Below are 23,430 nucleotides of genomic sequence, written 5' to 3'. Positions count from 1 at the left end.
GCGACCGATCGCCGCACCGCGACGGGCGGCGCGCGGGCCGGCAGGCGTCTCGGAACCGACATGTACGCGTGATATCATGGCCGCCGCCGTATACACCATATCGAGCAGCCCGCCGATCCGGCATCCGCACGGGAACCCTGCCGGGAACCCGCCTGGGGCAGGGGACGGGCGCGCCAACGAGCCGGCCAGCGCCGGCCCCCAACTCAGGCAAGCGCGGCCGGCACCGTTCGAACGGTGCGGGGCGGCGGGATGCCCAACGGCGGCGGCGCGGCCGCCCGGCTGCCGGACGTGGAATCAGCGTCCGGAGGGTCGGTTTCACGCGTAAAATTACAGTCTTGGCTGCAAAAAGCGCGCACGGTGCGCTTTCGCGGCAACAGTCACGTTTAGCGAAGTCGCATTGCGCAGAACAGGGGTGGGACCATCATGAACACGATGCTTTATCCGGAACTTTACAGGTCGCTCGAAGCCGTCCGCTGGGACATGGAGAAGGACATTCCGTGGGACAAGTTCGACGCTTCGCTGCTCACCGACGAGCAGGCGAAGACGATCAAGATGAACGCGATCACCGAATGGTCGGCGCTGCCCGCGACGGAAATGTTCCTGCGCGACAACCAGCACGACAGCGACTTTTCCGCATTCATGAGCGTGTGGTTCTTCGAGGAGCAGAAGCATTCGCTCGTGCTGATGGAATACCTGCGCCGCTTCAAGCCGGAAATGGTGCCGACCGAAGAGGAGCTGCACGCGGTGCGCTTCCAGTTCGATCCGGCGCCGCCGCTCGAGACGCTGATGCTGCACTTCTGCGGCGAGATCCGCCTGAACCACTGGTATCGTTGCGCGGCCGACTGGCACACCGAGCCGGTCATCAAGCAGATCTACGAAACGATCTCGCGCGATGAAGCGCGCCACGGCGGCGCATACCTGCGCTACATGAAGAAGGCGCTGAACAACTGCGGTGACGTCGCGCGTGCCGCGTTCGCGAAGATCGGCGTGCTGATGGCGTCGGCGCGCCGCACCGAGAAGCCGCTGCACCCGACCAACCTGCACGTGAATCAGGCGCTGTTCCCGCGCGACACCGTGCAGTCGCGCCTGCCCGATCCGGAATGGCTCGAGCGCTGGCTCGACGAACAGATTCGCTTCGACGGCGAGTGGGAAAAGAAGGTCGTCGAGCGCATCCTGCACAACCTGTCGATCCTGTTCGAGCGCACGTTCGCGACCGCGCAGGAACTGAACCGGTATCGCAAGGAAGTCACCGGCCGCCTGCAGGCCGAAAGCGGCCCGTCGTCGGCCGCGCAGCCGGCCTGAGGCCGCACGGCGCCGCGTTGCGCCGTTTCGCATCCGTTGCATGAAGCCCGCCCGGCCGGTCCGGCGGGCTTTTTATCTGGCGCCGCCGCTGCCGTCAGGCCCGCTGCGCGCGCCGTCGCTCATTCCGTCCGATCGCCATCATGTCCGCCACTTTCGAACGCAAGCTGATCACCCGTGATGCCCTCGTCGCGCTGCGCGCGTCGCTGCCGTCGCCCGTCGTGTTCACCAACGGCGTATTCGACATCCTGCACCGTGGCCACGTCACGTATCTCGCCGACGCGAAAGCGCTCGGCGCATGCCTGATCGTCGGCGTGAACAGCGATGTGTCGGTGCGCATGCTCGGCAAGGGCGACGATCGGCCGATCAACCGCGAGGACGACCGCGCGGCGCTGCTCGCGGCGCTGGAAAGCGTCGACTGGGTCGTGAAGTTCGAGGAAAAGACGCCGGTGTCGCTGATCGAGGCCGTCCGTCCGGACATCCTCGTGAAGGGCGGCGACTACGACATGGATGCGCTGCCGGAATCGGCGCTCGTGCGCGGTTGGGGCGGTCGCGCGCTGGCGATTCCGTTCGAGCACGACCGCTCGACCACCGCGTTGCTGAAGAAGGTGCGCGCGCAGCAGTCCTGAGCGCGGCCTGACGAGCTCAGGGTGCGGACGCCGCGAGCGGCGCGGCCGTGACGGCCGGCGGCACGATCGGGCCGCCGACGACGGGTTGGTCGGTCGCCTGCGCCAGCGGCGTCACGCGCAGCGCGTCGGGCTGCACCTGCCGCGACAGCACGCCGGGTTCGCGCGGGCCGGCCGCCGGCAGCGGCCCGAACACGCCGCGCGCCACCACGAACGCCAGCATGTTGGCGAGAAAGAGAACAGCGATCAGCCAGCGCAACATCGTCGACACTCCTTTTCGTCGGTTCTTCGTTCAGTCGTTTCGTCGTTCAGTCGGATCGGCCGCATGGCCGGCCTTTTCGCTGCTTCCATGACGGTTCGCAACAGTCAGGCAACACACCTTCGATCGTGGCCGCGCGAACGGCCTGCCGCCTGTATCGCCGCGGCGCACACTTCCCCATCGTCACCGCGACGAAGCCCTGCATGGGCGTTCGTCGAATCCGCCGCCGCGGCGGCGAAGCCGGCGAATTTCCGTCAATCCTGCGCAGTCGCATCCTCGGCGATCAGCGCGAGCCCGGACAGGATCAGCGCGTCGTGCCGCGTATGCGGGACCGTCAGCGCGCGCGCGACTTCGTCCGCCGCACCGCCGGCCAGCACGAGCCGCACGGGCGCCTGCCATGCGTCGACGAGGTCGCGCCATGCGCGTTCGATCAGCCCGGCCTGCGCGTACAGGCAGCCGGCCGACAGCGAACGCGGCGTGTCGACCTGGAACGGTTCGGCCTGCGCGCCCGCCAACAGCCCGCTCGCGATGTCGGTGGTCAGCGTCGGCAACTGCGCGGTGTGCGTGCCGAGCGCGCGCATCATCAGCGCCCAGCCCGGCGCGATCAGCCCGCCCGTGAAGCAGCCGTCCGCGCGCAGCGCCTCGAGCGTCGTCGCGGTACCGAACGTCGCGATCAGCAGATGCTCGCCCGGAAATGCCGCGCGCGCGCCGATCAGGCCGGCCCAGCGGTCGCTGCCGAGCTGTTCGGGCGTCGTATAGCCGTTCGTCACACCGCATTGTGCGGCGCGCGAGCGGATCGCCGCGCGCGGCAGGCCCGGCCAGCGGGCGTCGAGCAGCGCGTCGAGCCGTGCGGCCACGTCGGCGCCCGCGACGTTCGAGATCCATGCGCCGCGCGGACGCGGCAGGTTCGACCAGTCGGGATCGGCGCCGCCGTCGCGCGTGTGGCCGAACGCGCCCGTATCGACGAGCGTGCGCCGCGCGTCGGCGAGCGCCCACTTGATCCGGCTGTTGCCGGCGTCGATCAGCAGGTGCGGCTCGCTCATTGCGCCTCGCGCAGCGACACGTCGCCGGCCGCGATCGCCTGCACGCCGTTCGGCGTGTCGAGCAGCAACTGGCCGGTCGCATCGATGCCCGTCGCGATGCCACGCACGCGTTCGACGCCCTGTTCCAGCAGGACGACTTCGCGGCCGGCGAACGCGTGCAGCGCGTGCCAGCGCGGCAGGAACGGCGCGAGCCCGTCGGCGCCGTACTGCGCGAGCGCCGGCGTGAGCGCGTTCAGCGACGCGGCGAGCGTATCGGTGAGGTTGGCCGATGCGCACGCGATCGACAGCGCGGCGGGCGGCAGCCCGCTCGCGAGCGTCGCTTCGCGCGCGCGCAGCGCGTCGACCTGCGCGGCGACGGCTTCCGCGCCACGCACGTTGATGCCGAAGCCGATCACGACGGCGGTTGCGTCGGCGGTGGTCCAGACGGTTTCGATCAGGATCCCGGCGAGCTTGCCGACGATGCGCGGCGTGTCGTCGCCGGGGGCCGTCAGCAGCAGGTCGTTCGGCCATTTGAGCGCGACGCGCATGCCGGCATCGAGCGGCAGCGCGGCCAGCCCTTCGGCGAGCGCGACGCCGATCGCGATGCTGAGGCCGGCGAGCGCGTCGACGGGGCGCGGCACGATGCAGCCGACCGAGCAGAGCAGCGCATTGCCGGGCTGCGCGAACCACGGGCGGCCCTGCCGGCCGCGGCCGGCCGTCTGCTCGAATGCGACGCGCACGAGCGGCGCGGGCAACGCGTTCGCGTTGCGCGGCAGCGCCTTGAGCCGCGTCGCGACGTCGGCGTTGGTCGAGCCGGTGGCGGCGACGATGTCGAGCGGCCACGCGCGCGGCGCGGCGTCCAGGTGCGCCTCGAGCCGGTTGCGCGCGATGTGCGCGTCGCCGGAATCGGGCGTGTCGGAGGAGGTGGGGGCGTTCATGGTGGCTATTGTAGCGACAGGGGGCTGGGGGCGCGTCGGGATGCGGGGAGGTGTTTGTCGGGGAGCTTGCCTGGATCGTCGCGACGCGTTGGCTCGAATTTCGTTGCCGTCAGGCGAAGATGTCGTGCAATCAAGCGGAAGTGCATCGTCCAGCAAAATGAAGTCTGGCCCGTTCTTGTCGGGTGATGAGGAAAACATCGTCGACCCATATAAATTGATTAGGATTTCGAATTCGTCTGATTGATTCCATTTTGCTGTTTTGGCATTTTGGATGCCAGCCATTGACGACGGGGAATCCAGATGAGCAACGGGCAAGAGTCGCCAGCATCTTCTTCTACGGTTATCCGCCGGCTTGCTGCAGAAAGCAGCGGGAGTATCCGGGCCGGCAATAAGGCAGTCATCGAATCGGGACCGGTTCGTCCTTATGCGGATGCGAAGCGTTCGGGCGCGACGTTTCGAGGTGAGTCAGCATGATTCGTTATTTCCTCGCCAAAGGTGACCGGGGCGGTAACGCCGTGATTACGGAAGGGCTGGAGTCCGTCACATGTTCTAATCCACCACCACGCGTACAGATCGCAACGCTCTACATGAAGACCTACTGCGCAGCTTGCAAACAGGAAGGATTCATCGCGCCGGAAGGTCCGCGTTTGCCGGGCACGGGCCCCAATGGCAAATCATGGGCATTGAGCGGCGATATCAATGTATGCGGATGCAACCCGCCTCCTGTGTTCTATGCGGAGCGGGGCATGAAAATGATCGTGACCTCCGAAGAGGCGAGAGCGTCCAAGAAAGACAAGCTAGCTCAAACAGCCGATGACAAAGGGGAAGTCGTAGCGACACGAGCGGACGTCGCGCCCTGCTACGACGAACAGGTGCGTGTCGGCATAGGCACCACGTTACCGCAGAACTATCCATATCTGATCGAAATGAGTAACGGGCGCACCTTCGCAGGGTACGTGAATGGTGATGGCGTGTTGCCACGTATCCATTCCGAGACCGCCGACAGTTACACGATCTATTGGGGCGAAGACGCTCTTGTACACAAGGACTGGACGCCATGCCAAACAGCCCGACAACGGTAAGAACGAACACGACGCCCGATTCCATCAAGGGTGTGCAACTGAGGGCGGTAACATTCAAGGAGCTGTGGGATGCCTACCCGTCGGGCAATCCCTATGACAATCCGGCTTATACGAATCAATGCGCCATCCGCATGAGCGTCGCCTTTCATCGTGTCGGCGTTGAAATGAAGTCGTTTTCATCGAAACTGGTCAAGCCGCTTGCTGGTCAGTCGAGCATCGGGCGAATCCTGCTGAATGGAAAAGCAACCGCCACGCGCGCCAATGAACTCGGGGAATGGTTGAAGCTGCAGCCTTTTGCGGGCCTGGGGAGGGCGGAAAACGTCACTGGAGATGATTGGAGGGATAGAGTCAAAGGGCGAACTGGCATCATTATGTTTGACGGTTACTGGACTCGCGACGGGGAAGCAGAGGGAAACGCAAGCGGCGGGCACATTGATCTATGGAACGGCGAAAAACTCACGGGATTCGGTACTGGGCTTCGAACCCGCTGGAATATCGTGATTCCAGGATTGTGGTCTGATTTTCGTATGTCTAAAAAAATCATGTTCTTCCCGATAAAATGAAGCTGTTGAAGCCCATCGTCGGTGCAATTTCTGGCTCGGTCATGGCCACGATTGTTTGTTGGGGCGGGTTGTATCTGTTCGGCGTGTTGATTCTTCACGGGAGAGGCAGTCTGTTCGATACGAACCCACATGTCGCCAACCTGTTTTTTGTTGGTTGGTTTGTGTCCCTGGTTGTGGCCTCGGTAATCGGCGGCTGGCGTGGGTATGTATGCGGGCGAAACCGGGAAAGAAAAAAACGGAAAGGAGATTGAGGTGCATTGGTTCATCATGCCCGTCTCCAAACGATATGAATCAACTTTATCGCGATAAACAGAAGTGCGGACGATAGTGTTTGGTACGTTCCGTGCGTTGATCGGTTTTTCAGTGCCAAGTGTTTGTGGAATGGCTTTCGCGTGTAGTTTCCCGTTGCAGTACGGTGGAAAGATCGAGCGCGGTGTTACATCTCTTTCGAACGCGGACCGAGTCGAGCTTGCCGGTCTGTTGATCACCGTCCGTGATGGTGCGGCGAAGGACGGTCCCGTCGTAATTTACGGGTTCGCGGACGGAAGCGAACAAGATGCGATGACCGTTGCGCGTCGCCGAGCGGAATCTGTTGAGGTGTATCTTTAGAATCTTGGGATTTCGCGGAGTCGAATCAACATCGATACAAAGATGTGGCGAAACGATTCGCTCATTCTCCCGAGCCAGCGTAACCGGATCGAGATCGAGTTTATTCCCGCCTGTTCGCCTGGCTGCTGCGACAATCCTTGCGGCACAATCATGCTAGGGCGATATATCGGGATAGCATCATTTCGGCAGGGTGCGAGCGTTCTGCCAAGCCTCAGTTATTCCGATTTCGGGAGATCGAATTCAATCTGGTTTTGGGAGATTGCGTGAAGCGATTCTGGATTACGCTTTCTGGAACCATCGGTGGCTTGCTATTGACCTGGCTCTACCTTGATGCATACAGCCTTATAAGATGGCCGGAAACCCCAGGCACACCGGCGCGGGGGGGCTATGAGATCGACAAATGCCCGATCTCATGGTGGTAAGGGCTGCTTTTCTTCACGTACTTGTTTGCGCCAGCGGTGTTCTTCAGCGTCGTCAATGCAATAGCGTATCGGCGTTGGTCATGCAAAAGATGGAGTGCAGCGCTCGGAATCGGGACCCTACTCGCGGGTCTGCTTTATCTTGAACCTTACGTGTCCCGTTTGCTTTAGCGCCGCTCGCAATGACGGGCCGCTCGATTATCGGCACCCCGCCACACGCCTTACTGCTTTTCCATCTGCTCCAGCGCCTTGATGTCTTCCTCCGACGTCATCTCGCACGCAAGCAGCGTTTTTCCCTTCAGCGCCGGGCCCTGGCGGGCCGACACGAGGATCAGCGCGCCCCCCGGCCCGCGGACCGTCAGCCGGCGCGAATAGCCGACCGACGACGCGCCCAGCAGGTGGCCCTTCTCGGGCGTGAGCTGGTAGCGCGCGGCGAGCCGGTCGGCGACTTCGCCGTCGACGAGCACGCCGATCCCGGTACTGACGAACACGACGTGCTGGGTCGTGAAGCCGTCACGGTGGATCGGCTCCGGCAGACGAAAGACCGCGGCGCCGAGCATCGACTCGTCCGGCTTCGGATCGGTTGCCTTCGCGGTGTTGTAGATCGAATCCATCATGTCCGACGTGAACGGCGGCTTGCAGAGCGCGGCGTTGAAGATGTCGGGATGGGCGGGCGGCGCGGCGAGTGCGACGAGCGGGGCGGCGGCGACGGAAATGGCGGCAGCGCCGACGGCGGCGCGAAGCCGGGACAGGCGATCGGACATGGGTGCAGTTCTCTCAGATTTTATTGTGAGGCTGCATGTTAAGGCATTGGCGCGCGCCGATCGACCGGCGCGCACGCCCGCGCCCCGCGATCGGTTCCGGTTCCGGACGATCGCGGGGCGCGGGTCATGCGCGTCAGACTGCTGTGGTTCCTCTGGTGCGTGTTGGCGCAGGCGGGCGAACCGTCATGGCGCGACGACCGGGTGCTTCAGCGCATGCGCGGTTTCGATCCACTGCGCGTGGAATTCGTCCGCGTCGGGCCGGAGTCCCAGCTCGCCGTTGCGATAGGCCATCGCGAGCGTCTGCACGGCTTCCGGCAACTCGTGTTCGGCGGCCCGGCGATACAGCGCCAGTGCGTGCGCGTCGTCGCGCGGCACGCCGCTGCCGTCGCGGTACGCGTTCGCGAGCATGAAGTCCGCGGCCGGAATCTCCGCGCGCGACGCGATCCCGAACCAGTGCGCGGCCTGCACGGGATCGGCGGCGATGCCGTAGCCGCTGCGATAGATCAGCCCGAGGTAATACGCGGCGGCCGGGTCGCCCTGTTCGGCAGCTTCGCCGAGCAGCGCGCGTGCGCGTGCGTAGTCCTTCGGGATGTCGCCGCTGCCGAGCAGCAGTGCCTTGCCGAGCGCGAGCTGCGCGCGCCGCGCGGCCGGTGCGTCGGCCTTGCCGTTCGCCTGCGCGGCGGTTTCCAGCCAGCCGCGCCCCTCGTCGCGCAGCCCCGGTTCGCGCGCGTCGACGAGCGCGATGCCGAGCGCCGCCTGCGCGGCGCCCGACCCGCGGCGCGCGAGGGTGCGCAATTGCGCGAGCGCGTGCGGCTCGGTGGCCTGCGTGACCATTGCCTGCCACTCGTCGAGCTGCGCGGCGCTCGGCGCGGGGCCGGCCCCGCGCAGGCCGGTCGCCGCGACGACGGCCGCGACGGTCACGGCCGCCGCCGCGAGCAGCGCGGCCGGCGGGAGTTTTGCGCGCAGCAGGCGCCGCGCGGCGGCGGCGAGGCCGGTTTCGGCCGGCCGCATCGTCCGGATCGGTTGCATCGCGTGTCTCATTGCGTCAGGTCGATCTCGTAGATGGCGAGGTTCTTGCCCGAGCCGTCGTCGGCCGCGACCTGCGTGATGCCGGCCAGGCCGGCCGCCGCCGCATCGCCGAGACGGTTCGGCGCGGACGCGAACTGCACGTGCGCGACCGAACTCGCGAGCTTCGTGAAGCGCCAGCTGCGCTGCGCGCCGTCGGCGGTGCGCGTGATCTTGCCGCGCTGCTTCACGAATGCGATCAGCACGTCGCGGTTCGCATCCGGCGACGCGAAGATCGTCTTGCTGCCGTCGAGGCCCGGGAAGTTGCCGCCGCCGCTCGCGCGGTAGTTGTTGGTCGCGACGATGAACTGCGCGTTCGGGTCGATCGGCGCGCCCTTGTACGTGAGGTTCTTGATCCGGCTGCCGAGCGGCTGCGTGACGTCGATTTCGTACGCGAGATCGGCGGACGTGAACATGTCGAAGTTGTAGCCGGGGAAGGTGCTGACGAGCGGCTGCACGGTCGCCTTGGTCGGGTCGATCCGGTTGAAGCGCTTCGCGGCCGTCTCGAGCCAGCTCTTCACGTCGGCGCCGCTGACCTTCACCGCGTACACGGTGTTCGGATACAGGTACAGGTCGGCCGCGTTGTTGATCGCGAGCGCGCCCGGCGCGACGTCGGTGTAGTCGCTGCCGCCGCCGAACCCGCTCTTGAACGGCGCGCTGACCGACAGCACCGGCAGCGACGCGTACTGCGGCAGGTTCGCCTGCACGTAGGTCTTCACGTAGTCGGCCTGCGCTTCGTTGACGATCTGGATCGCGCCCGGATCGCCGACATCCGCGAAGTACGAGTTCATCCGGTAGTCGGTCGAGCCGATCGGCGTCTTCACGTAATCGATCGTCGCCTGGTGCTCGGCGGCGATCGCCGCGGATACCGACGGATCGGCCGCGACGTAGGACTTGTCGGCGTTCTGGATCGGCCGCGCCTCGACGGTCGTCTGCGACTTGTCGACGCTCCACGCCTTGCCGTCGAACTTCAGGCCGAGCTTGATCACGCCGAGGTGCTTGCCCCAGTAGTTGGCCATCACGGTCGGCACGCCGTTGACGGTGCCCTTGACCTTGTCGACGCCCGGCAGGTTGAACTGCGACACGGTGCTGTTTGCGTCCGGGAACACCTGGTGCGAGTGGCCGATCAGCATCGCGTCGATGCCGGACACGGTCGACAGCCACCAGCTGCCGTTCTCCATCGTCGGCGAATATGCGGAATTGTCGAGACCGCCGTGCGAGATCGCGACGACGAGATCGGCGCCCTTCGCGCGCATCTCGGGAATGTACTTCTCGGCGGCTTCCTTCAGGCCGGTCGTGTAGACCTTGCCGTCGAGCCAGCGCTTGTCCCAGTTCATGATCGCGGGCGGCGTGAAGCCGATGATGCCGATCTTCACGGGCGCGCTGACCGTCTTGCCGTCCGGCGTCGTCGCCGTCACCGTGCGGGTCAGGATCGTGTACGGCGTGAACAGCGGCGCGTTGGTCTTCGCGCTGATCACGTTCGCGAGCACCTGCGGGAAGTTCGGGCCCGCGCACTTCTTCTGCTGGGCCGGGGCCGGCAGGCCGTCGACCTCGAACGTGTTGCCGGTCACCTGCGACAGGTACGGCAGCCCGTAGTTGAATTCGTGGTTGCCGATCCCGCCGCCGTCGAATTTCGCGGCGTTCATCACCTTGTAGATCGCGAGCGTCTGGTCGCAGCCGACCGGCTTCACGAGCGCCTGGTAGTCCGACAGCGCGGTGCCCTGGATCGTGTCGCCGTTGTCGAGCAGCAGCGTGTTCGGATACTGCGCGCGCGCCTGCGCGATCAGCGTCGATACGCGCTCGAAGCCGAGCGAGTTGTCGGCGGCGAGCTTGAAATAGTCATACGACAGCACGTTGGTGTGCAGGTCGGTCGTCTCGAGCAGCGCGAGCGTGGCCTTCGTGCCGACCGGCGTCTGGGCCTGCGGCTGCGACGGCGGCGGGGCGGAGATGTCGTCGCCGCCGCAGCCGGCGAGGGCAAAGGCGAGGCTGGCGAGCGCGGTGGCGGCCGGTACGCGGCGGCGGGAAAGCGGGGGGAAACGCATCGGTTGTCCTGTTTGGAGTTCTGTTCTGTTTTGGCGAGGTGCGCAACACAATGGCGGCGCGGGGCGCCGACGGCCTGAGGTGCGGCGCGTGAGAGTATCGAAAGGAAACGTGACGGAAGAATGAAAGGTGGCGACGCCGGCTGCGGGCGGCGGTGTGCGGCGGCCAACGAGCAGACCCGGGCCGGGCGCCCCCAGCCAGGCGCCCTCACGGAAATCCTCACGTCGCGGCGCCGGGCGGTTCGCTACAATGGCCGCTGTCATCCTTTTGCAAACAACCTGCCCTTGGACTTCGAGACTCCTCCCGGCCTGTCGGTCGACGCCGGCGGCCAGGGCCGGACGGTGCGCCTGTACGGCCAGTGGACCGCGCTCGCGCTCGCGCGCAATCGCGGCGCGGTCGCGCGTCGCGTCGCGAGCATCGGCTCCGGGCGCGTGAGCGAATGGGACCTGTCCGGCATCGAGCGGCTCGACCACGTCGGCGGCCAGGCACTGTGGCGCGTGTGGGGCCGCAAGCTGCCGGCCGGCGTCGCGCTGAGCGCCACGCAGCGCACGATCTTCGAGCGCATCGAGCGGCTCGACAGCGCGCGCGAGGCGCCCGAGCGCGTCGTGCGCTTCGATCCCGTCACGCGGCTCGGCCAGGCGATCTTCTCGTTCGGCGAACACCTGCAGGGCGGCATCGCGATGTTCGGCCTCGTGATCCTCGATGCGCTGTCGGTGCTGCGCCGCCCGCGGACCATGCCGTGGAAGGAAACCTCGGCGAACATCTACAGCGCCGGCGCGCAGGCGCTGCCGATCACCGCGCTCGTCGCGTTCCTGATCGGCATCGTGCTCAGCTACCTGTCCGCGCAGCAGCTGCAGATGTTCGGCGCGAACCGCTACATCGTGAACATCCTCGGGCTGTCGGTGATCCGCGAGCTCGGGCCGGTGCTGTCGGCGATCCTCGTCGCGGGCCGCTCGGGCTCGGCGATCACCGCGCAGATCGGCGTGATGCGCGTGACCGAGGAGCTCGACGCGATGCGCGTGATGGGCATCCCGCACGGGCTGCGGCTGATCCTGCCGCGCGTGCTCGCGCTCGGCGTCGCGATGCCGCTGCTCGTGATGTGGACCAACATCATCGCGCTGACCGGCGGCGCGCTCGCCGCGAAGCTCGTGCTCGGGATCGACGTCAACTACTTCGTGCGCTCGCTGCCGGGCGTCGTGCCGATCGCCAACCTGTATATCGGCGTCGGCAAGGGCGTCGTGTTCGGCATGCTGATCGCGCTGGTCGCCTGCCATTTCGGCTTCCGGATCAAGGCGAACTCGCAGAGCCTCGGCGAAGGCACGACCACGTCGGTCGTGTCGTCGATCACGGTCGTGATCCTCGCGGACGCGGTGTTCGCGATCCTGTTCCAGAACGTGGGGCTCGGATGAACGCGTCGAACGAATCTGCGGCCGATGCCGCTGTGGCCCATGCTGCGGCCGATACCGGCGACCTCGTGATCGAGGTGCGCAACCTGACGAAGCGCTACGGGCGCAACATCATTCACCAGAAGCTCGACTTCGACGTGCGGCGCGGCGAGATCGTGTCGGTCGTCGGCGGTTCGGGCTCGGGCAAGACCACGCTCGTGCGGCAGATCCTCGGCCTCGAGCGGCCGACGTCGGGCACGATCAAGGTGTTCGGCGAGGATACGGCGACGATCGACGACGCGAGCGCGCGGATGATGCGCACGCGCTCGGGGATGCTGTTCCAGCAGGGCGCGCTGTTCTCGTCGATGACGGTGTTCGACAACGTCGCGCAGCCGCTGCGCGAGCTCGGCCGCGTGCCGCCGGACCTGCTGCACGACATCGTGATGCTGAAGCTCGAGATGGTCGGGCTGCCGTGCAAGCACGCGTCGAAGATGCCGGCCGCGCTGTCGGGCGGGATGGTGAAGCGGGTCGGCATCGCGCGCGCGATCGCGCTCGAGCCCGAGCTGTTGTTCCTCGACGAGCCGACGGCCGGCCTGGACCCGCAGGCATCGGACGAATTCGTCGAGCTGATCGCGACGCTGCATCGCACGCTCGGGCTGACCGTCGTGATGGTGACGCACGATCTCGACACGATGGTCGCGCTGTCGACGCGCGTCGCGGTGCTGGCCGACCGCAAGGTGCTGGTCGCCGCGCCGGTCGAGGAGGTCGCGAACGTCGACCATCCGTTCATCCACGAATATTTCCTGGGGCTGCGCGGGCGCCGTGCATTGCAGGCGCTGCCGCCCGAGCGGCGCGCGAAGCTGCCGAAGGCGGCCCTCGAACCGGCGCTGTCGAGCGTCGAGCTGTAGGCAAGGCAAGGAGCAAGGAATCCGCGAATGGAAAACAAATCACATGCGTTCTGGGCCGGCCTGTTCACGATCGCGCTGACGCTCGCGATCGCGGGCACCGTGTTCTGGTTCAACGTCGACCGCACCGTGCGCGTGCCGTACGACCTGCTCGCGCGCACCAACGTGACGGGGCTGTTCCCGGACGCGGCCGTGCGGTTTCGCGGCCTCGACGTCGGCAAGGTGCAGTCGATCGGCTTCGATCGCACGCACCCGGGCCAGATCCGGATCCGGATTCTCGTCGACCACGATGCGCCGATCACGCAGTCGACCTACGGCAGTCTCGGTTTCCAGGGCGTGACGGGCATCGCGTTCGTGCAGCTCGAGGATACGGGCCGCGACCTGGCGCCGCTGCCGTCGTCGCCGAAGGCAATCGCGCAGATCCCGATGCGGCCGAGCCTGTTCGACCAGATCCAGGAGCGCGGCGACGTGCTGCTGCGGCAACTCGAACTGGCCGCGAAGAGCGCGAACGCGCTGATGTCGCCCGAGATGCGCGAGCAGTTGCGCGCGACCGCCGAAAGCCTGCAGCACGCGGCCGACGGCGCGACGACGCTGTCGAAGCAGCTCGCCCCGGCCGTCGCCGCGCTGCCGGAGACGATGCACCAGGTGAACCGCACGATGGCGTCGGCGAACACGCTGCTGCAGCCGAACGGGCCGCTCGTGTCGAACCTGAACAAGGCCGGCACGGCCGCGGAGCAGGTCGGCGTCGCGCTGAACGATCTCAACGCGCGCGTGCAGTACGACACGCTGCCGCGCTTCAATGCGCTGGCCGGCAGCGTCGGCGACGCGTCGCGGCAATTGAAGGACGTCGCCGGTGAACTCGGCCGCAACCCGAGCAGTCTGTTGTTCGGTACGCCTGGCTCGGCGCCCGGGCCCGGTGAAGCGGACTTTGTGTGGCCGGGTGCGACGGCCGGACAGTGACGCCCTTCGAAACCGGAAACATCATGCAGGAACACGCCATGCCACGAATCCTTGACCGCGCGCTGCGTCCGGCCGCGGCCGCGCTCGCCGTGCTGACGCTCTCGCTTGCGGCCGGCTGCGCCGGCAACAGCGCGGCGCTGTCGAATGTCCGTTACGACCTCGGGCCGGCTGCTTCGGTCGTGACGGCCGGCGCGGGCCCCGCGCTGAAGGTGCTCGACGTCGCCGCGCCCGATGCGCTCGATTCGGACAAGTTCGCGTATCGCCTCGCGTACGCGGATGCGCAGCACGTGGCCGTCTATCGCGACAGCCGCTGGACGGCACCGCCCGCGCAACTGCTCACGCAGCGGCTGCGCGGCGCGCTGTCGGCGCGCGGCGCGGTGCTCGAAGGCTCCGACGGCGTGCGCGCGCCGACCCTCAAGGTCGACCTGAACGAATTCGAGCAGGTGTTCGACGGCCAGTCGCAGAGCCACGGCGCCGTCACCGCGCGCGCGACGCTGACGCTGGACGGCAAGGTGCTCGGCCAGCGCACGTTCGTCGCGCGTGCGCCGTCGAGCACGCCCGATGCGGCCGGCGGTGCGCGCGCGCTCGCGGCGGCGAGCGACGAGCTCGTGTCGCAGATCGCCGCGTGGGTCGGCATGCAGGCGTACGCGGGCACGCCGTGACGCGTGCCGCGCAGCCGCGATGAACGCGCCCGGCGCGCCCCGCGCGTCGTCGCTCGCGCGGCAGGCCTTTGCCGCTTACGCGGCGCTCATCGTCTACGCATCGCTGTATCCGTTCGAAGGCTGGGTGTCGCTCGGCATCGGGCCGTTCGATTACCTGTTCGCGCCGATGCAGCGCTATGTGACCGCATTCGACGTGGTCACGAACGTGCTCGGCTATTTGCCGTTCGGCGCGCTCGCTGTGCTCGCGCTGCACCCGCGCTGGCGCGGCGTTGCGGCGACGCTGATCGCGGGCGGGCTCGGCGTGCTGCTGTCGGGCTCGATGGAGGCGCTACAGACCTACCTGCCGACGCGCGTCGCGTCGAATCTCGATCTCGCGGCCAATGCGCTCGGCGCGCTGCTGGGCGCGGCGCTTGTCGCGCCGGCCACGGGCGCGCTGCTCGACCGCGGCGCGCTGCGCCGGCTGCGCTTCGCGTGGTTCGAGGTGGACGGCGCGACGCCGCTGCTGCTCGCCGGGCTGTGGCCGTTCGCGATCCTGTTTCCGTCGCCGTTCCTGTTCGGTATCGGCGACTGGCCGGCCGCGCTGTGGGAGCGCGCCGACGCGTCGATGCAGGACGCGCTGCTCACGTGGCTGCCGACCGCGTGGCGCGTGAGCGAATGGCCCGAGCGCGTCGACGGCTGGTTGTCCGACTCCGCGTGGGAAGCCGCGCTTGGCGGGCTGATGCTGTTCGCCGCGCTGGCGATCGCGTCGCTCGCGATGCGGCCGCGCGCGCCGCGCATCCGGCTCCTGATCGCGTTCGTCGCCGCGACGCTCGTGCTGAAGGCGGCCGCGACGTTCATGCAGTCGGCCACCGGCCTCGTCGTCGTGTGGGCGACGCCCGGCGCGCGGCTCGGGATCGAGCTCGGTTTCGCGGCCGCGCTCGTCGCGCTGCGCGTGCCGGCGACGTGGCGCGCAACGCTCGCGGCGCTCGCGCTGCTGGCTGGCGTGGCGCTCGTCAACCTGCTGCCCGTCAATCCGTTCTTCGACTTCACGCTGTCGGGCTGGCGGCAGGGCCGCTACGTGCACTTCAACAGCATCGCGCGCTGGCTCGCGTGGATCTGGCCCTACGCGGCGCTGATCTGGCTCGGCCAGCGCGTCGAGCACGCGTGGCTGCCGGCCGCGTTGCGCCGCTGACGCGGCGCTTCGGGCGGGGCGGCCGCTGCTTCGTCGCGGGCAGCGGTGCGCGCCGGTCGCTATAATCGTCCGGACCATCATCCGTTGCCCCGTGCAACGGCAATCGCTCCTCTTTCCGCACGGCATCGCGCCGGGCCGCTCGCCACCATCATGGATTCCTACTACCAGCACCACGTCTTCTTCTGCCTGAACCAGCGCGACCCGGGTGCCGAACGCCCGAGCTGCGCACAATGCGACGCGCAGACCATGCAGGAATACGCGAAAAAGCGCGTGAAGGAACTCGGCCTCGCGGGGCCCGGCAAGGTTCGCATCAACAAGGCCGGCTGCCTCGACCGCTGCGAGGAAGGGCCCGTGATGGTCGTGTATCCGGAAGGCACGTGGTACACGTACGTCGACCAGGCCGACATCGACGAGATCGTCGAATCGCACCTGCGCGACGGCAAGGTTGTCGACCGTCTGAAGATCTGAGCGGGTCGGCCGAATGAACGTTCATACGCAGAAGTCGCTGATCGCGGGCCCGGTCGGGCAGATCGAAATCGCGGTCGACCTGCCCGACGCCGTGCGCGAAGGCGGCGCCGCGCCGCGCGGCATCGCGCTCGTCGCGCATCCGCATCCGCTGTTCGGCGGCACGATGGACAACAAGGTCGCGCAAACGCTGGCGCGCACGCTGGTCCAGCTCGACTACGTCGTCTACCGGTCGAACTTCCGCGGCGTCGGCGCGACCGAAGGCGTGCACGACAACGGCACCGGCGAAGCCGACGACCTGCTCGCGGTGCTCGCGCACATGCGCGCGCAGCCCGCGTATGCGGACCTGCCGCTCGTGCTCGCGGGCTTCTCGTTCGGCACCTTCGTGCTGTCGCACGTCGCGAAGCGGCTGCGCGACGCGGGCGAGACGATCGAGCGGATGGTGTTCGTCGGTACGGCCGCGAGCCGCTGGCAGGTGGCCGACGTGCCCGAGAACACGCTCGTGATTCACGGCGAAACCGACGATACGGTGCCGATCGCATCGGTGTACGACTGGGCGCGGCCGCAGGAACTGCCGGTCGTCGTGATCCCCGGCGCCGAACATTTCCTCCATCGCAAGCTGCACGTGCTGAAGCGCATCATCGTCGACGCGTGGCGCTGACCGGCTGACCGCCGACGGCTCACCTCGCGCACCCGGCACCCGCCGGATGCGCCACTTCACCCGCGCGACATCGCGCCGCAGCGTGCGGCGCAACCCGACTTGCACACCGCCTGCGCGCGCCTTTCGCGCGGCTTCGAGCGTGATGACCGGCGGCGCACCCGCGCTATGCTCTCGAAGCCGATATGCGGCCGGCCGGCGACCGTGCCGTGTCCGACGCCAATCCGTACCGATGTGCCGCACCTTCGCGCCCGTGGCGGCGTGGCAATTCCTCGCGATGCCGCTGCGCATCGCCGCGGTTTGCGCGTTGCCGCGAGCGTGAATCCGCCGGCACATCGGCACCGCCTGGCAGCGGGCACGACACCCGGTTCGCGAAAACGCCCTTCGCGGCCACGTATAATGGCCGCATTCCGCGTCGCCCGCGGCCCGGCTGGGCCCATGCGGCGCTCGTTTCGCCGCCTGTCCGCCCGCTCGCGACGGCCGCGAACCGAACGCGTCCGCACGAGTCCAACCGGCGCGTTTCGCGTCGCCCGACGATTTCGGGCGAGTGCCCGAAACGCCCGCCGCCTTGCCGTTCAACCCTGCGCGTTTCGCACCGCACTTTCTGCCATCAGCCTGAATCGATCATGCGTCTGTCTCCCCAAGGCCTCAAGTCCCTCGCTTCCTCCATCGCCTTTGGCACCGCCGCGCGTAACGTCGCGCTCGGCGTGATGCTGCCTGTCGCGCTCGCGTCGACGATCGTCGTCGCCGAGGCGAAGCCGGCCGCCAAGGCCAAGGCCGCGCATGCGGCGCCGGCCGCCGCCGCCGAGCAGTTCACCGGCGCGCCCGCGACCTACATGCCGGGCGCGGTGCCGCCGCCGGGCGTGAACGCGCGCTCGTGGGTGCTCGTCGATGCGACGAGCAACACGGTGCTTGCGTCGGGCAATGCGGACGAGCGTGTCGAGCCCGCGTCGCTGACCAAGCTGATGACGGCCTACCTCGTGTTCGAGGCGCTCGACAAGAAGAAGATCTCGATGGAGCAGATCGTCACGCCGAGCGACGCGGTACGCCGCGTCGGCCGCGACGAGTCGCGCATGTTCATCGAGGCGAACAAGCCGGTGTCGGTGCACGACCTCGTGTACGGGATGATCATCCAGTCGGGCAACGACGCCGCGATCGCGCTGGCCGAACTCGTCGGCGGCAGCGAAGGGCAGTTCGTCAACATGATGAACGACGAGGTCAAGCGCCTCGGCATGAAGGGCACGCATTTCGCCGACGTGAACGGCATGCCCGACCCGAACCACTACACGACGGCCGGCGACCTCGCGAACCTGTCGGCCCACCTGATCCGCGATTTTCCGCAGTACTACAGCATCTTCTCGGAGAAGGAATTCAAGTACAACAACATCCGCCAGGGCAACCGCAACCGTCTGCTGTGGCTCGACCCGACGGTCGACGGCCTGAAGACGGGCCATACGCAAGCGGCCGGCTACTGCCTGATCGCATCGGCCAAGCGCGCGATTCCGGGCGTGGACGGCCAGCGCCGCCTGGTGTCGGTGATGATGGGCGAGCAGAAGGAAGGCGAGCGCACGCAGGACAGCATGAAGATGCTGAACTACGGCTACAGCGCGTTCGATTCGGTGCGCCTGTTCAAGGGCGGCCAGGCGATCTCGACGCCGCGCATCTACAAGGGCAAGGAAAACACCGTGCAGGTCGGCGTGAAGAGCGACCAGTGGGCGACCGTGCCGCGCGGCCTCGGCGACAAGGTCAAGACGGAAGTCGACGTCAATGCGCCGCTGATCGCGCCGCTCGCGGAAGGCCAGCAGGTCGGCACCGTGAAGATCGTCGCCGACGGCAAGACGCTGTCCGAATTCCCGGTCGTTGCGCTGCAGGCGGTGCCGGAAGCGGGTATCTTCGGGCGTATCTGGGACTCGATCCTGCTGATGTTCAGCAAGAAGAAGTAAGCACGACGGGCCTTTGTTTTCACGACTTCATCCCCATCTGTCATAGCCATGAGCCAAGCCGAATTCGAACCGATCGTCTACCTCAGCGTCTCGTCGCAGGAGGAACTGGTGCCGCTGTCGGAAGCCCGTGTCCCGGTGCTCGACCGCGGGTTCATCTTCGGCGACGGCGTGTATGAAGTCGTCCCCGTTTATGCGCACGACGGCGCGCACGTGCCGTTCCGGATCGAGCAGCATCTGGAGCGGCTCGCGCGGAGCCTGAAGAAGATCGGCATCGAGAACCCGCACGACGCGGCCGGCTGGCGCGCGCTGATCGAGCGCGTCGTCGCGGCGAATGCCGACGGCCTCGGCGACGGCAACGCGCTTGTCTACCTGCAGGTGACGCGCGGCGTCGCGAAGCGCGGCCATGCGTTCCCGGCGAACACGGTGCCGACGGTGTTCGCGATGACGAGCCCGCTGCGCCTGCCGCCGGAAGAGGAGCGCGCGAAGGGTGTGCGCTGCGTGACGGCCGAGGATCGCCGCTGGCTGCATTGCGACATCAAGTCGATCTCGCTGCTCGGCAACGTGCTGATGGCGCAACATGCGGCCGAACGCGACGCGTTCGAGACGCTGCAGTTGCGCGACGGCTACCTGACCGAAGGCTCGTCGTCGAACGTGTGGATCGTGAAGAACGGCGAGCTGCTCGCGCCGCCGCGCAGCAACAAGATCCTCGAAGGGATCCGTTATGCGCTGGTCGAGCAACTGGCCGACGAATGCGGCATTCGGTTCGTCGCACGCGAGATCAGCGAGGTCGAGCTGCGTGCCGCGGACGAGATCATGATCACGTCGGCCACGAAGGAAGTGCTGCCCGTCACGTCGCTCGACGATCTGCCCGTGCAGGGCGGCAAGCCGGGCCCCGTGTTCGCGGCGTTGTACGACGCGTACCAGCGTGCGAAGGCACGCGAGTTTGAACAGTTTGACCTAACCCGGAGAAAATGATGAGCGAACCGACCAAAACCGTCGAGGTCACCGGCGCGATCGAGACCCGGAAGGAGTCGCTGCTGGAGTTTCCGTGCGATTTCCCGATCAAGATCATGGGCAAGGCGCACCCCGAGTTCAAGGACACGATCTTCAAGGTCGTCGCCGTGCACGACAACGAGATCGATGTCGAGAAGATCGAGGAGCGCGCGTCGAGCGGCGGCAATTACACGGGCCTCACGATCACCGTGCGCGCGACGAGCCAGGAACAGCTCGACAACATCTACCGCGCACTGACCGGCCATCCGATGGTCAAGGTCGTACTCTAAGCGCCTCCTTCCTGCGCGCACTCGGCGGGGGTCTTCCCCGCCGCGCGCCGCGCGTCCAGCTCGTCGCACAGCCGCTTGAATTCGGCGACTTCCTCGAGCAGCCAGGTCCTGAACGCCTGCACGCGCGGCGTGTTCAGCAGCGGCGGCGGACACACGAAAAAATAGTGCCACGGGCTCGGCCCGTCGATGTCGAACAGGCGCACGATGCGCCCGTCCAGCAGGTCGTGCACCGCGAGCGAGCGGCGCACGAGCGCGATGCCCTGGCCGTCGATCGCGGCCAGCAGCAGGTTCGACGAATCCTGGTACAGAATCCCCCGCTTCGGCTCGGTCAGCGTATCGAGCCCGGCCGCGTCGAACCACGGCCGCCACAGCTCGTCGTCCGAGCGCAGCAGGTTGTAGTGCACGAGATCGGCGGGCGTCTGCGGCAGCTTGCCGCCGTTCAGCGTCGGTGCGCACGCCGGAAAGAACACTTCCTCGAACAGCGGCTCGACATGCAGCCCCGGATAGGTGCCGAAGCCGAAGCGGATCGCGAGATCCACGTCGTCGCGCGCGAAATCGGTGAGCGAGTTGGTCGATTGCAGCTCGACGTCGATTTCCGGATGCCGCTCGATGAACCGGCCGATGCGCGGCGTGATGAAGCGCGCGGCGAACGACGACAGCATCGACACCACGAGGCGCCGGTCGCGGTCGCTCGCGCGCACGTCGCGGGTCGCGTCGGCGATCACCATCAGCGCGCCGCGCACCTGCTGCGCGTAGCGCATGCCGGCGTCGGTCAGGCACAGCCGCTTGCCGTTGCGTGTGAAAAGCTGCACGCCGAGCTCTTCCTCGAGCGCGCGCACCTGGTGGCTGACCGCGCCGTGCGTGACGAACAGCTCGTCGGCGGCGCGCGAGAAATTCTCGTGACGGGCGGCGGCTTCGAACGCGCGAATCGCATTCAGCGCAGGTAGCTGTCGGAGGTCCATTTGCTAATTTTCCTCACATCGACGTGAAAATTGGTCGTTTGGTCGGACGCCTTGAAGTGACTACGATTGTAGCCATCGAAGCATTTATTGGCGGAGTCGATCATGCAAGAAATTTCTTCAAGCATCACGTTCGAAATCCCTGCGGGCGAAACGGTGCCGATGAAGGTGCAACGCAGCACGCGGCTGGTGGTCCAGTGCGGGCCGGTGTGGGCCACGCGCAGCAACGACGTCGACGACTACTTCCTGGTCGACGGCGAGACGCTGAAGCTGCGCCGCGGCGAGCGGCTGTGGCTCAGCGCGGAAGGCCGGGAGGGCGCGTGCGTCGCGTTCTCGGTGTCGCGGCCGACCCGGGAGGTCGCGCTCGGCGGGCTGGCACGGCTGCGCGAACGCGTCACTGCGCTGTTCCATGATGGATGGCGCACCGTCTGACCGGCATTTCCTCCGACGGATACCGGGTATCCGTCCCTTTCCAGGGCCGGCGAGACCCATGGGTTTTCGGTAAACTACCGCCCATGTCCGTTTCGCCGGTTTCCATCGTGTCCACGCCTGTCGCCGTTTCCGCAACGCCCGCCGAATCGCCGGTTCACCCGGTCACCGTGCGCTGGCGGGGCGTCGAGCCCTACGAAACGAGCTTCGACGCGATGCGCGCGTTCACCGACACGCGCACGGCCGACACCGGCGACGAGATCTGGGTGGTCGAGCATTCGCCCGTCTACACGCTCGGCCAGGCCGGTGACCCGGCCCACCTGCTGGTGGCCGACAGCGGCGTGCCGCTCGTGAAGGTCGACCGCGGCGGACAAATCACCTACCACGGCCCCGGCCAGATCGTCGTCTACCTGCTGCTGGACCTGCGCCGGCGCAAGCTGATGGTGCGCACGCTCGTGACGAAGATCGAGGAGGCCGTGATCGAAACCCTCGCGGCGTATAATCTCGCTTCGGTCCGCAAGGCGGGCGCGCCCGGGATCTACGTGGCATCCGGCGCGCACGAAGGCGCGAAAATCGCGGCCCTCGGCCTGAAGATCCGCAACGGCTGCAGCTATCACGGGCTGAGCCTGAACGTGAAGATGGATCTGCGCCCGTTTCTTGCGATCAACCCGTGCGGCTATGCCGGACTGGAAACTGTCGACATGGCGAGCCTCGAGGTTGCCGCCGACTGGAACGACGTCGCCCACACGCTGGTGCGCCGTCTGATCGCCAACCTCGACGGCGCATCCGCGGCCGCCGACAAGCCGCAGGCACTGGAACATTCGAATGACTGACGTTACCGCTTCTCCCGCACCGGCCGATTCGGCCGCGACCCCGGCCTACGATCCGACCGCCAAGCAGAAGGCGCAGGCGAAGACGGCGCGCATCCCGATCAAGGTCATTCCGATCGAGAAGCTGAAGAAGCCCGAGTGGATCCGCGTGAAGGCGGCCACCGGCAGCTCGCGTTTCAACGAGATCAAGACGATCCTGCGCGAGCACAACCTGCATACCGTGTGCGAGGAAGCGAGCTGCCCGAACATCGGCGAATGCTTCGGCAAGGGCACCGCGACGTTCATGATCATGGGCGACAAGTGCACGCGCCGCTGCCCGTTCTGCGACGTCGGCCACGGCCGCCCCGATCCGCTCGACACCGATGAACCGAAGAACCTCGCGCGCACGATCGCCGCGCTGAAGCTCAAGTACGTGGTGATCACGAGCGTCGACCGCGACGACCTGCGCGACGGCGGTGCCGCCCACTTCGTCGAGTGCATCCGCGAAACGCGCGAGCAGTCGCCGGACACGCGCATCGAGATCCTGACGCCGGACTTCCGCGGCCGTCTCGACCGCGCGATCTCGATCCTGAACGCCGCGCCGCCCGACGTGATGAACCACAACCTCGAAACGGTGCCGCGCCTGTACAAGGAAGCGCGCCCGGGTTCGGACTACGCGCACTCGCTGAAGCTGCTGAAGGATTTCAAGGCGCTGCATCCGCACGTCGCGACGAAGTCGGGCCTGATGGTCGGCCTCGGCGAGACCGAAGAGGAAATCCTGCAGGTGATGCGCGACCTGCGCGCGCACGACGTCGACATGCTGACGATCGGCCAGTACCTGCAGCCGTCCGAGCACCACCTGCCGGTGCGTGCGTACGTGCATCCGGATACGTTCAAGATGTACGAGGAAGAGGCGTACAAGATGGGCTTCACGCACGCGGCCGTCGGCGCGATGGTGCGTTCGAGCTATCACGCCGATCTGCAGGCGCATGGGGCCGGCGTGGTCTGAGCGTCGCGTTCCCGCTGCATTCACGCAGTCGAAAAAGCCCGCAGCGATGCGGGCTTTTTTGTTGGCGCGGCGGCCACCCGCGCCCCCGCAACGCAACCGCCACCCG

25 protein-coding genes are annotated in these 23,430 nt (G+C 67.1%); 18 read left to right on the top strand and 7 right to left on the bottom strand.

What is annotated here, in order from left to right:
* Window positions 1–423: 423 nt before the first annotated feature.
* Together ACN22W_RS16130 and rfaE2 are read left to right on the top strand one after the other, a co-directional pair.
* A complete protein-coding gene (locus tag ACN22W_RS16130) occupies window positions 424–1,302 on the top strand; it encodes a diiron oxygenase (RefSeq protein WP_011353352.1) in 879 nt (292 codons plus the stop codon).
* A gap of 140 nt (window positions 1,303–1,442) precedes the next feature.
* Entirely contained in the window at window positions 1,443–1,928 is a 486-nt protein-coding gene (gene rfaE2 / locus ACN22W_RS16125; RefSeq protein WP_419685386.1) for a D-glycero-beta-D-manno-heptose 1-phosphate adenylyltransferase, read from the top strand.
* A 16-nt stretch (window positions 1,929–1,944) separates the two neighbouring features.
* Here rfaE2 and ACN22W_RS16120 read toward each other — a convergent pair whose 3' ends face one another.
* The 3 genes from ACN22W_RS16120 to ACN22W_RS16110 form a co-directional block, all read right to left on the bottom strand.
* A complete protein-coding gene (locus tag ACN22W_RS16120) occupies window positions 1,945–2,187 on the bottom strand; it encodes a hypothetical protein (protein WP_048247171.1) in 243 nt (80 codons plus the stop codon).
* A 251-nt stretch (window positions 2,188–2,438) separates the two neighbouring features.
* Window positions 2,439–3,227: a type III pantothenate kinase gene (locus ACN22W_RS16115; protein ID WP_419685385.1), complete on the bottom strand. Its 789-nt coding sequence runs from the start codon at window positions 3,225–3,227 to the stop codon at window positions 2,439–2,441.
* Window positions 3,224–4,144, bottom strand: coding sequence for a biotin--[acetyl-CoA-carboxylase] ligase (locus ACN22W_RS16110; RefSeq protein ID WP_419685384.1), 921 nt, complete (start codon window positions 4,142–4,144; stop codon window positions 3,224–3,226). Before ACN22W_RS16110 ends, ACN22W_RS16115 begins: the two co-directional genes overlap by 4 nt.
* Before the next feature lie 470 nt (window positions 4,145–4,614).
* On the opposite strand from ACN22W_RS16110, the gene ACN22W_RS16105 reads away from it, so the two are divergent.
* The 3 genes from ACN22W_RS16105 to ACN22W_RS16095 are packed head-to-tail and all read left to right on the top strand — an operon-like array spanning window position 4,615 to window position 6,040.
* Window positions 4,615–5,226 (top strand): hypothetical protein, encoded by a 612-nt coding sequence (locus tag ACN22W_RS16105; RefSeq protein WP_230684475.1) that lies wholly within the window; start codon window positions 4,615–4,617, stop codon window positions 5,224–5,226.
* On the top strand, window positions 5,202–5,789 hold the full coding sequence (locus ACN22W_RS16100; protein ID WP_080970864.1) for a type VI secretion system amidase effector protein Tae4: 588 nt from the start codon (window positions 5,202–5,204) through the stop codon (window positions 5,787–5,789). The genes ACN22W_RS16105 and ACN22W_RS16100 overlap by 25 nt, the downstream gene beginning before the upstream one ends.
* The gene (locus ACN22W_RS16095) at window positions 5,786–6,040 is read left to right on the top strand and encodes a hypothetical protein (RefSeq protein WP_155420244.1); all 255 of its coding nucleotides are present in this window, start codon (window positions 5,786–5,788) and stop codon (window positions 6,038–6,040) included. Before ACN22W_RS16100 ends, ACN22W_RS16095 begins: the two co-directional genes overlap by 4 nt.
* A 998-nt stretch (window positions 6,041–7,038) precedes the next feature.
* Here the strand turns inward: ACN22W_RS16095 and ACN22W_RS16090 are convergent.
* The 3 genes from ACN22W_RS16090 to ACN22W_RS16080 all read right to left on the bottom strand — a co-directional run bounded on the left by ACN22W_RS16090 (window position 7,039) and on the right by ACN22W_RS16080 (window position 10,688).
* Window positions 7,039–7,581 carry a hypothetical protein gene (locus tag ACN22W_RS16090; RefSeq protein WP_419685383.1) on the bottom strand — a complete coding sequence of 181 codons (543 nt, stop codon included), beginning with the start codon at window positions 7,579–7,581 and terminating at the stop codon, window positions 7,039–7,041.
* 183 nt (window positions 7,582–7,764) lie between these two features.
* Complete coding sequence (locus ACN22W_RS16085) at window positions 7,765–8,610, bottom strand: tetratricopeptide repeat protein (RefSeq protein WP_419685382.1); 846 nt, start codon at window positions 8,608–8,610, stop codon at window positions 7,765–7,767.
* A gap of 8 nt (window positions 8,611–8,618) precedes the next feature.
* Window positions 8,619–10,688: a bifunctional 2',3'-cyclic-nucleotide 2'-phosphodiesterase/3'-nucleotidase gene (locus ACN22W_RS16080; protein ID WP_419685381.1), complete on the bottom strand. Its 2,070-nt coding sequence runs from the start codon at window positions 10,686–10,688 to the stop codon at window positions 8,619–8,621.
* Between the two features lie 282 nt (window positions 10,689–10,970).
* Here ACN22W_RS16080 and ACN22W_RS16075 point away from each other — a divergent pair, with 282 nt between their 5' ends.
* The 10 genes from ACN22W_RS16075 (at window position 10,971) to ACN22W_RS16030 (ending at window position 20,118) form a co-directional block, all read left to right on the top strand.
* Complete coding sequence (locus ACN22W_RS16075) at window positions 10,971–12,095, top strand: MlaE family ABC transporter permease (protein ID WP_129513064.1); 1,125 nt, start codon at window positions 10,971–10,973, stop codon at window positions 12,093–12,095.
* Entirely contained in the window at window positions 12,092–12,979 is an 888-nt protein-coding gene (locus tag ACN22W_RS16070) for an ABC transporter ATP-binding protein (protein ID WP_419685380.1), read from the top strand. Before ACN22W_RS16075 ends, ACN22W_RS16070 begins: the two co-directional genes overlap by 4 nt.
* 27 nt (window positions 12,980–13,006) lie before the next feature.
* Entirely contained in the window at window positions 13,007–13,936 is a 930-nt protein-coding gene (locus tag ACN22W_RS16065; protein ID WP_419685379.1) for an MlaD family protein, read from the top strand.
* A gap of 23 nt (window positions 13,937–13,959) precedes the next feature.
* Window positions 13,960–14,598: an ABC-type transport auxiliary lipoprotein family protein gene (locus ACN22W_RS16060; RefSeq protein ID WP_412022957.1), complete on the top strand. Its 639-nt coding sequence runs from the start codon at window positions 13,960–13,962 to the stop codon at window positions 14,596–14,598.
* A 19-nt stretch (window positions 14,599–14,617) separates the two neighbouring features.
* A complete protein-coding gene (locus ACN22W_RS16055) occupies window positions 14,618–15,769 on the top strand; it encodes a VanZ family protein (protein WP_419685378.1) in 1,152 nt (383 codons plus the stop codon).
* Between the two features lie 150 nt (window positions 15,770–15,919).
* Window positions 15,920–16,237 (top strand): (2Fe-2S) ferredoxin domain-containing protein, encoded by a 318-nt coding sequence (locus ACN22W_RS16050; protein WP_006485233.1) that lies wholly within the window; start codon window positions 15,920–15,922, stop codon window positions 16,235–16,237.
* A 13-nt stretch (window positions 16,238–16,250) separates the two neighbouring features.
* The gene (locus ACN22W_RS16045; protein ID WP_048247130.1) at window positions 16,251–16,895 is read left to right on the top strand and encodes an alpha/beta hydrolase; all 645 of its coding nucleotides are present in this window, start codon (window positions 16,251–16,253) and stop codon (window positions 16,893–16,895) included.
* Window positions 16,896–17,518: 623 nt separating this feature from the next.
* Window positions 17,519–18,835, top strand: coding sequence for a D-alanyl-D-alanine carboxypeptidase family protein (locus ACN22W_RS16040; protein ID WP_048247128.1), 1,317 nt, complete (start codon window positions 17,519–17,521; stop codon window positions 18,833–18,835).
* A 48-nt stretch (window positions 18,836–18,883) separates the two neighbouring features.
* Window positions 18,884–19,810, top strand: a complete 927-nt coding sequence (locus tag ACN22W_RS16035; protein ID WP_419685377.1) for a D-amino acid aminotransferase — start codon at window positions 18,884–18,886, stop codon at window positions 19,808–19,810.
* Window positions 19,810–20,118: a YbeD family protein gene (locus ACN22W_RS16030; RefSeq protein ID WP_011546305.1), complete on the top strand. Its 309-nt coding sequence runs from the start codon at window positions 19,810–19,812 to the stop codon at window positions 20,116–20,118. The genes ACN22W_RS16035 and ACN22W_RS16030 overlap by 1 nt, the downstream gene beginning before the upstream one ends.
* Here ACN22W_RS16030 and ACN22W_RS16025 read toward each other — a convergent pair.
* Window positions 20,115–21,080 (bottom strand): transcriptional regulator GcvA, encoded by a 966-nt coding sequence (locus ACN22W_RS16025; RefSeq protein WP_419685376.1) that lies wholly within the window; start codon window positions 21,078–21,080, stop codon window positions 20,115–20,117. The genes ACN22W_RS16030 and ACN22W_RS16025 overlap by 4 nt on opposite strands.
* A 102-nt stretch (window positions 21,081–21,182) precedes the next feature.
* Here ACN22W_RS16025 and ACN22W_RS16020 point away from each other — a divergent pair, with 102 nt between their 5' ends.
* The 3 genes from ACN22W_RS16020 to lipA all read left to right on the top strand — a co-directional run bounded on the left by ACN22W_RS16020 (window position 21,183) and on the right by lipA (window position 23,324).
* On the top strand, window positions 21,183–21,509 hold the full coding sequence (locus ACN22W_RS16020) for a DUF2917 domain-containing protein (protein WP_048247164.1): 327 nt from the start codon (window positions 21,183–21,185) through the stop codon (window positions 21,507–21,509).
* Between the two features lie 83 nt (window positions 21,510–21,592).
* Window positions 21,593–22,339: a lipoyl(octanoyl) transferase LipB gene (lipB, locus tag ACN22W_RS16015; protein ID WP_412023371.1), complete on the top strand. Its 747-nt coding sequence runs from the start codon at window positions 21,593–21,595 to the stop codon at window positions 22,337–22,339.
* Window positions 22,332–23,324 carry a lipoyl synthase gene (gene lipA, locus ACN22W_RS16010; protein WP_048247121.1) on the top strand — a complete coding sequence of 331 codons (993 nt, stop codon included), beginning with the start codon at window positions 22,332–22,334 and terminating at the stop codon, window positions 23,322–23,324. The genes lipB and lipA overlap by 8 nt, the downstream gene beginning before the upstream one ends.
* Window positions 23,325–23,430: the final 106 nt, after the last annotated feature.

Source organism: Burkholderia theae, assembly GCF_048565265.1.
Taxonomy (GTDB): domain Bacteria; phylum Pseudomonadota; class Gammaproteobacteria; order Burkholderiales; family Burkholderiaceae; genus Burkholderia; species Burkholderia theae.
The sequence above is the reverse complement of the archived record's forward strand: the minus strand, read 5'-3'. Positions and strand labels throughout refer to the sequence as shown.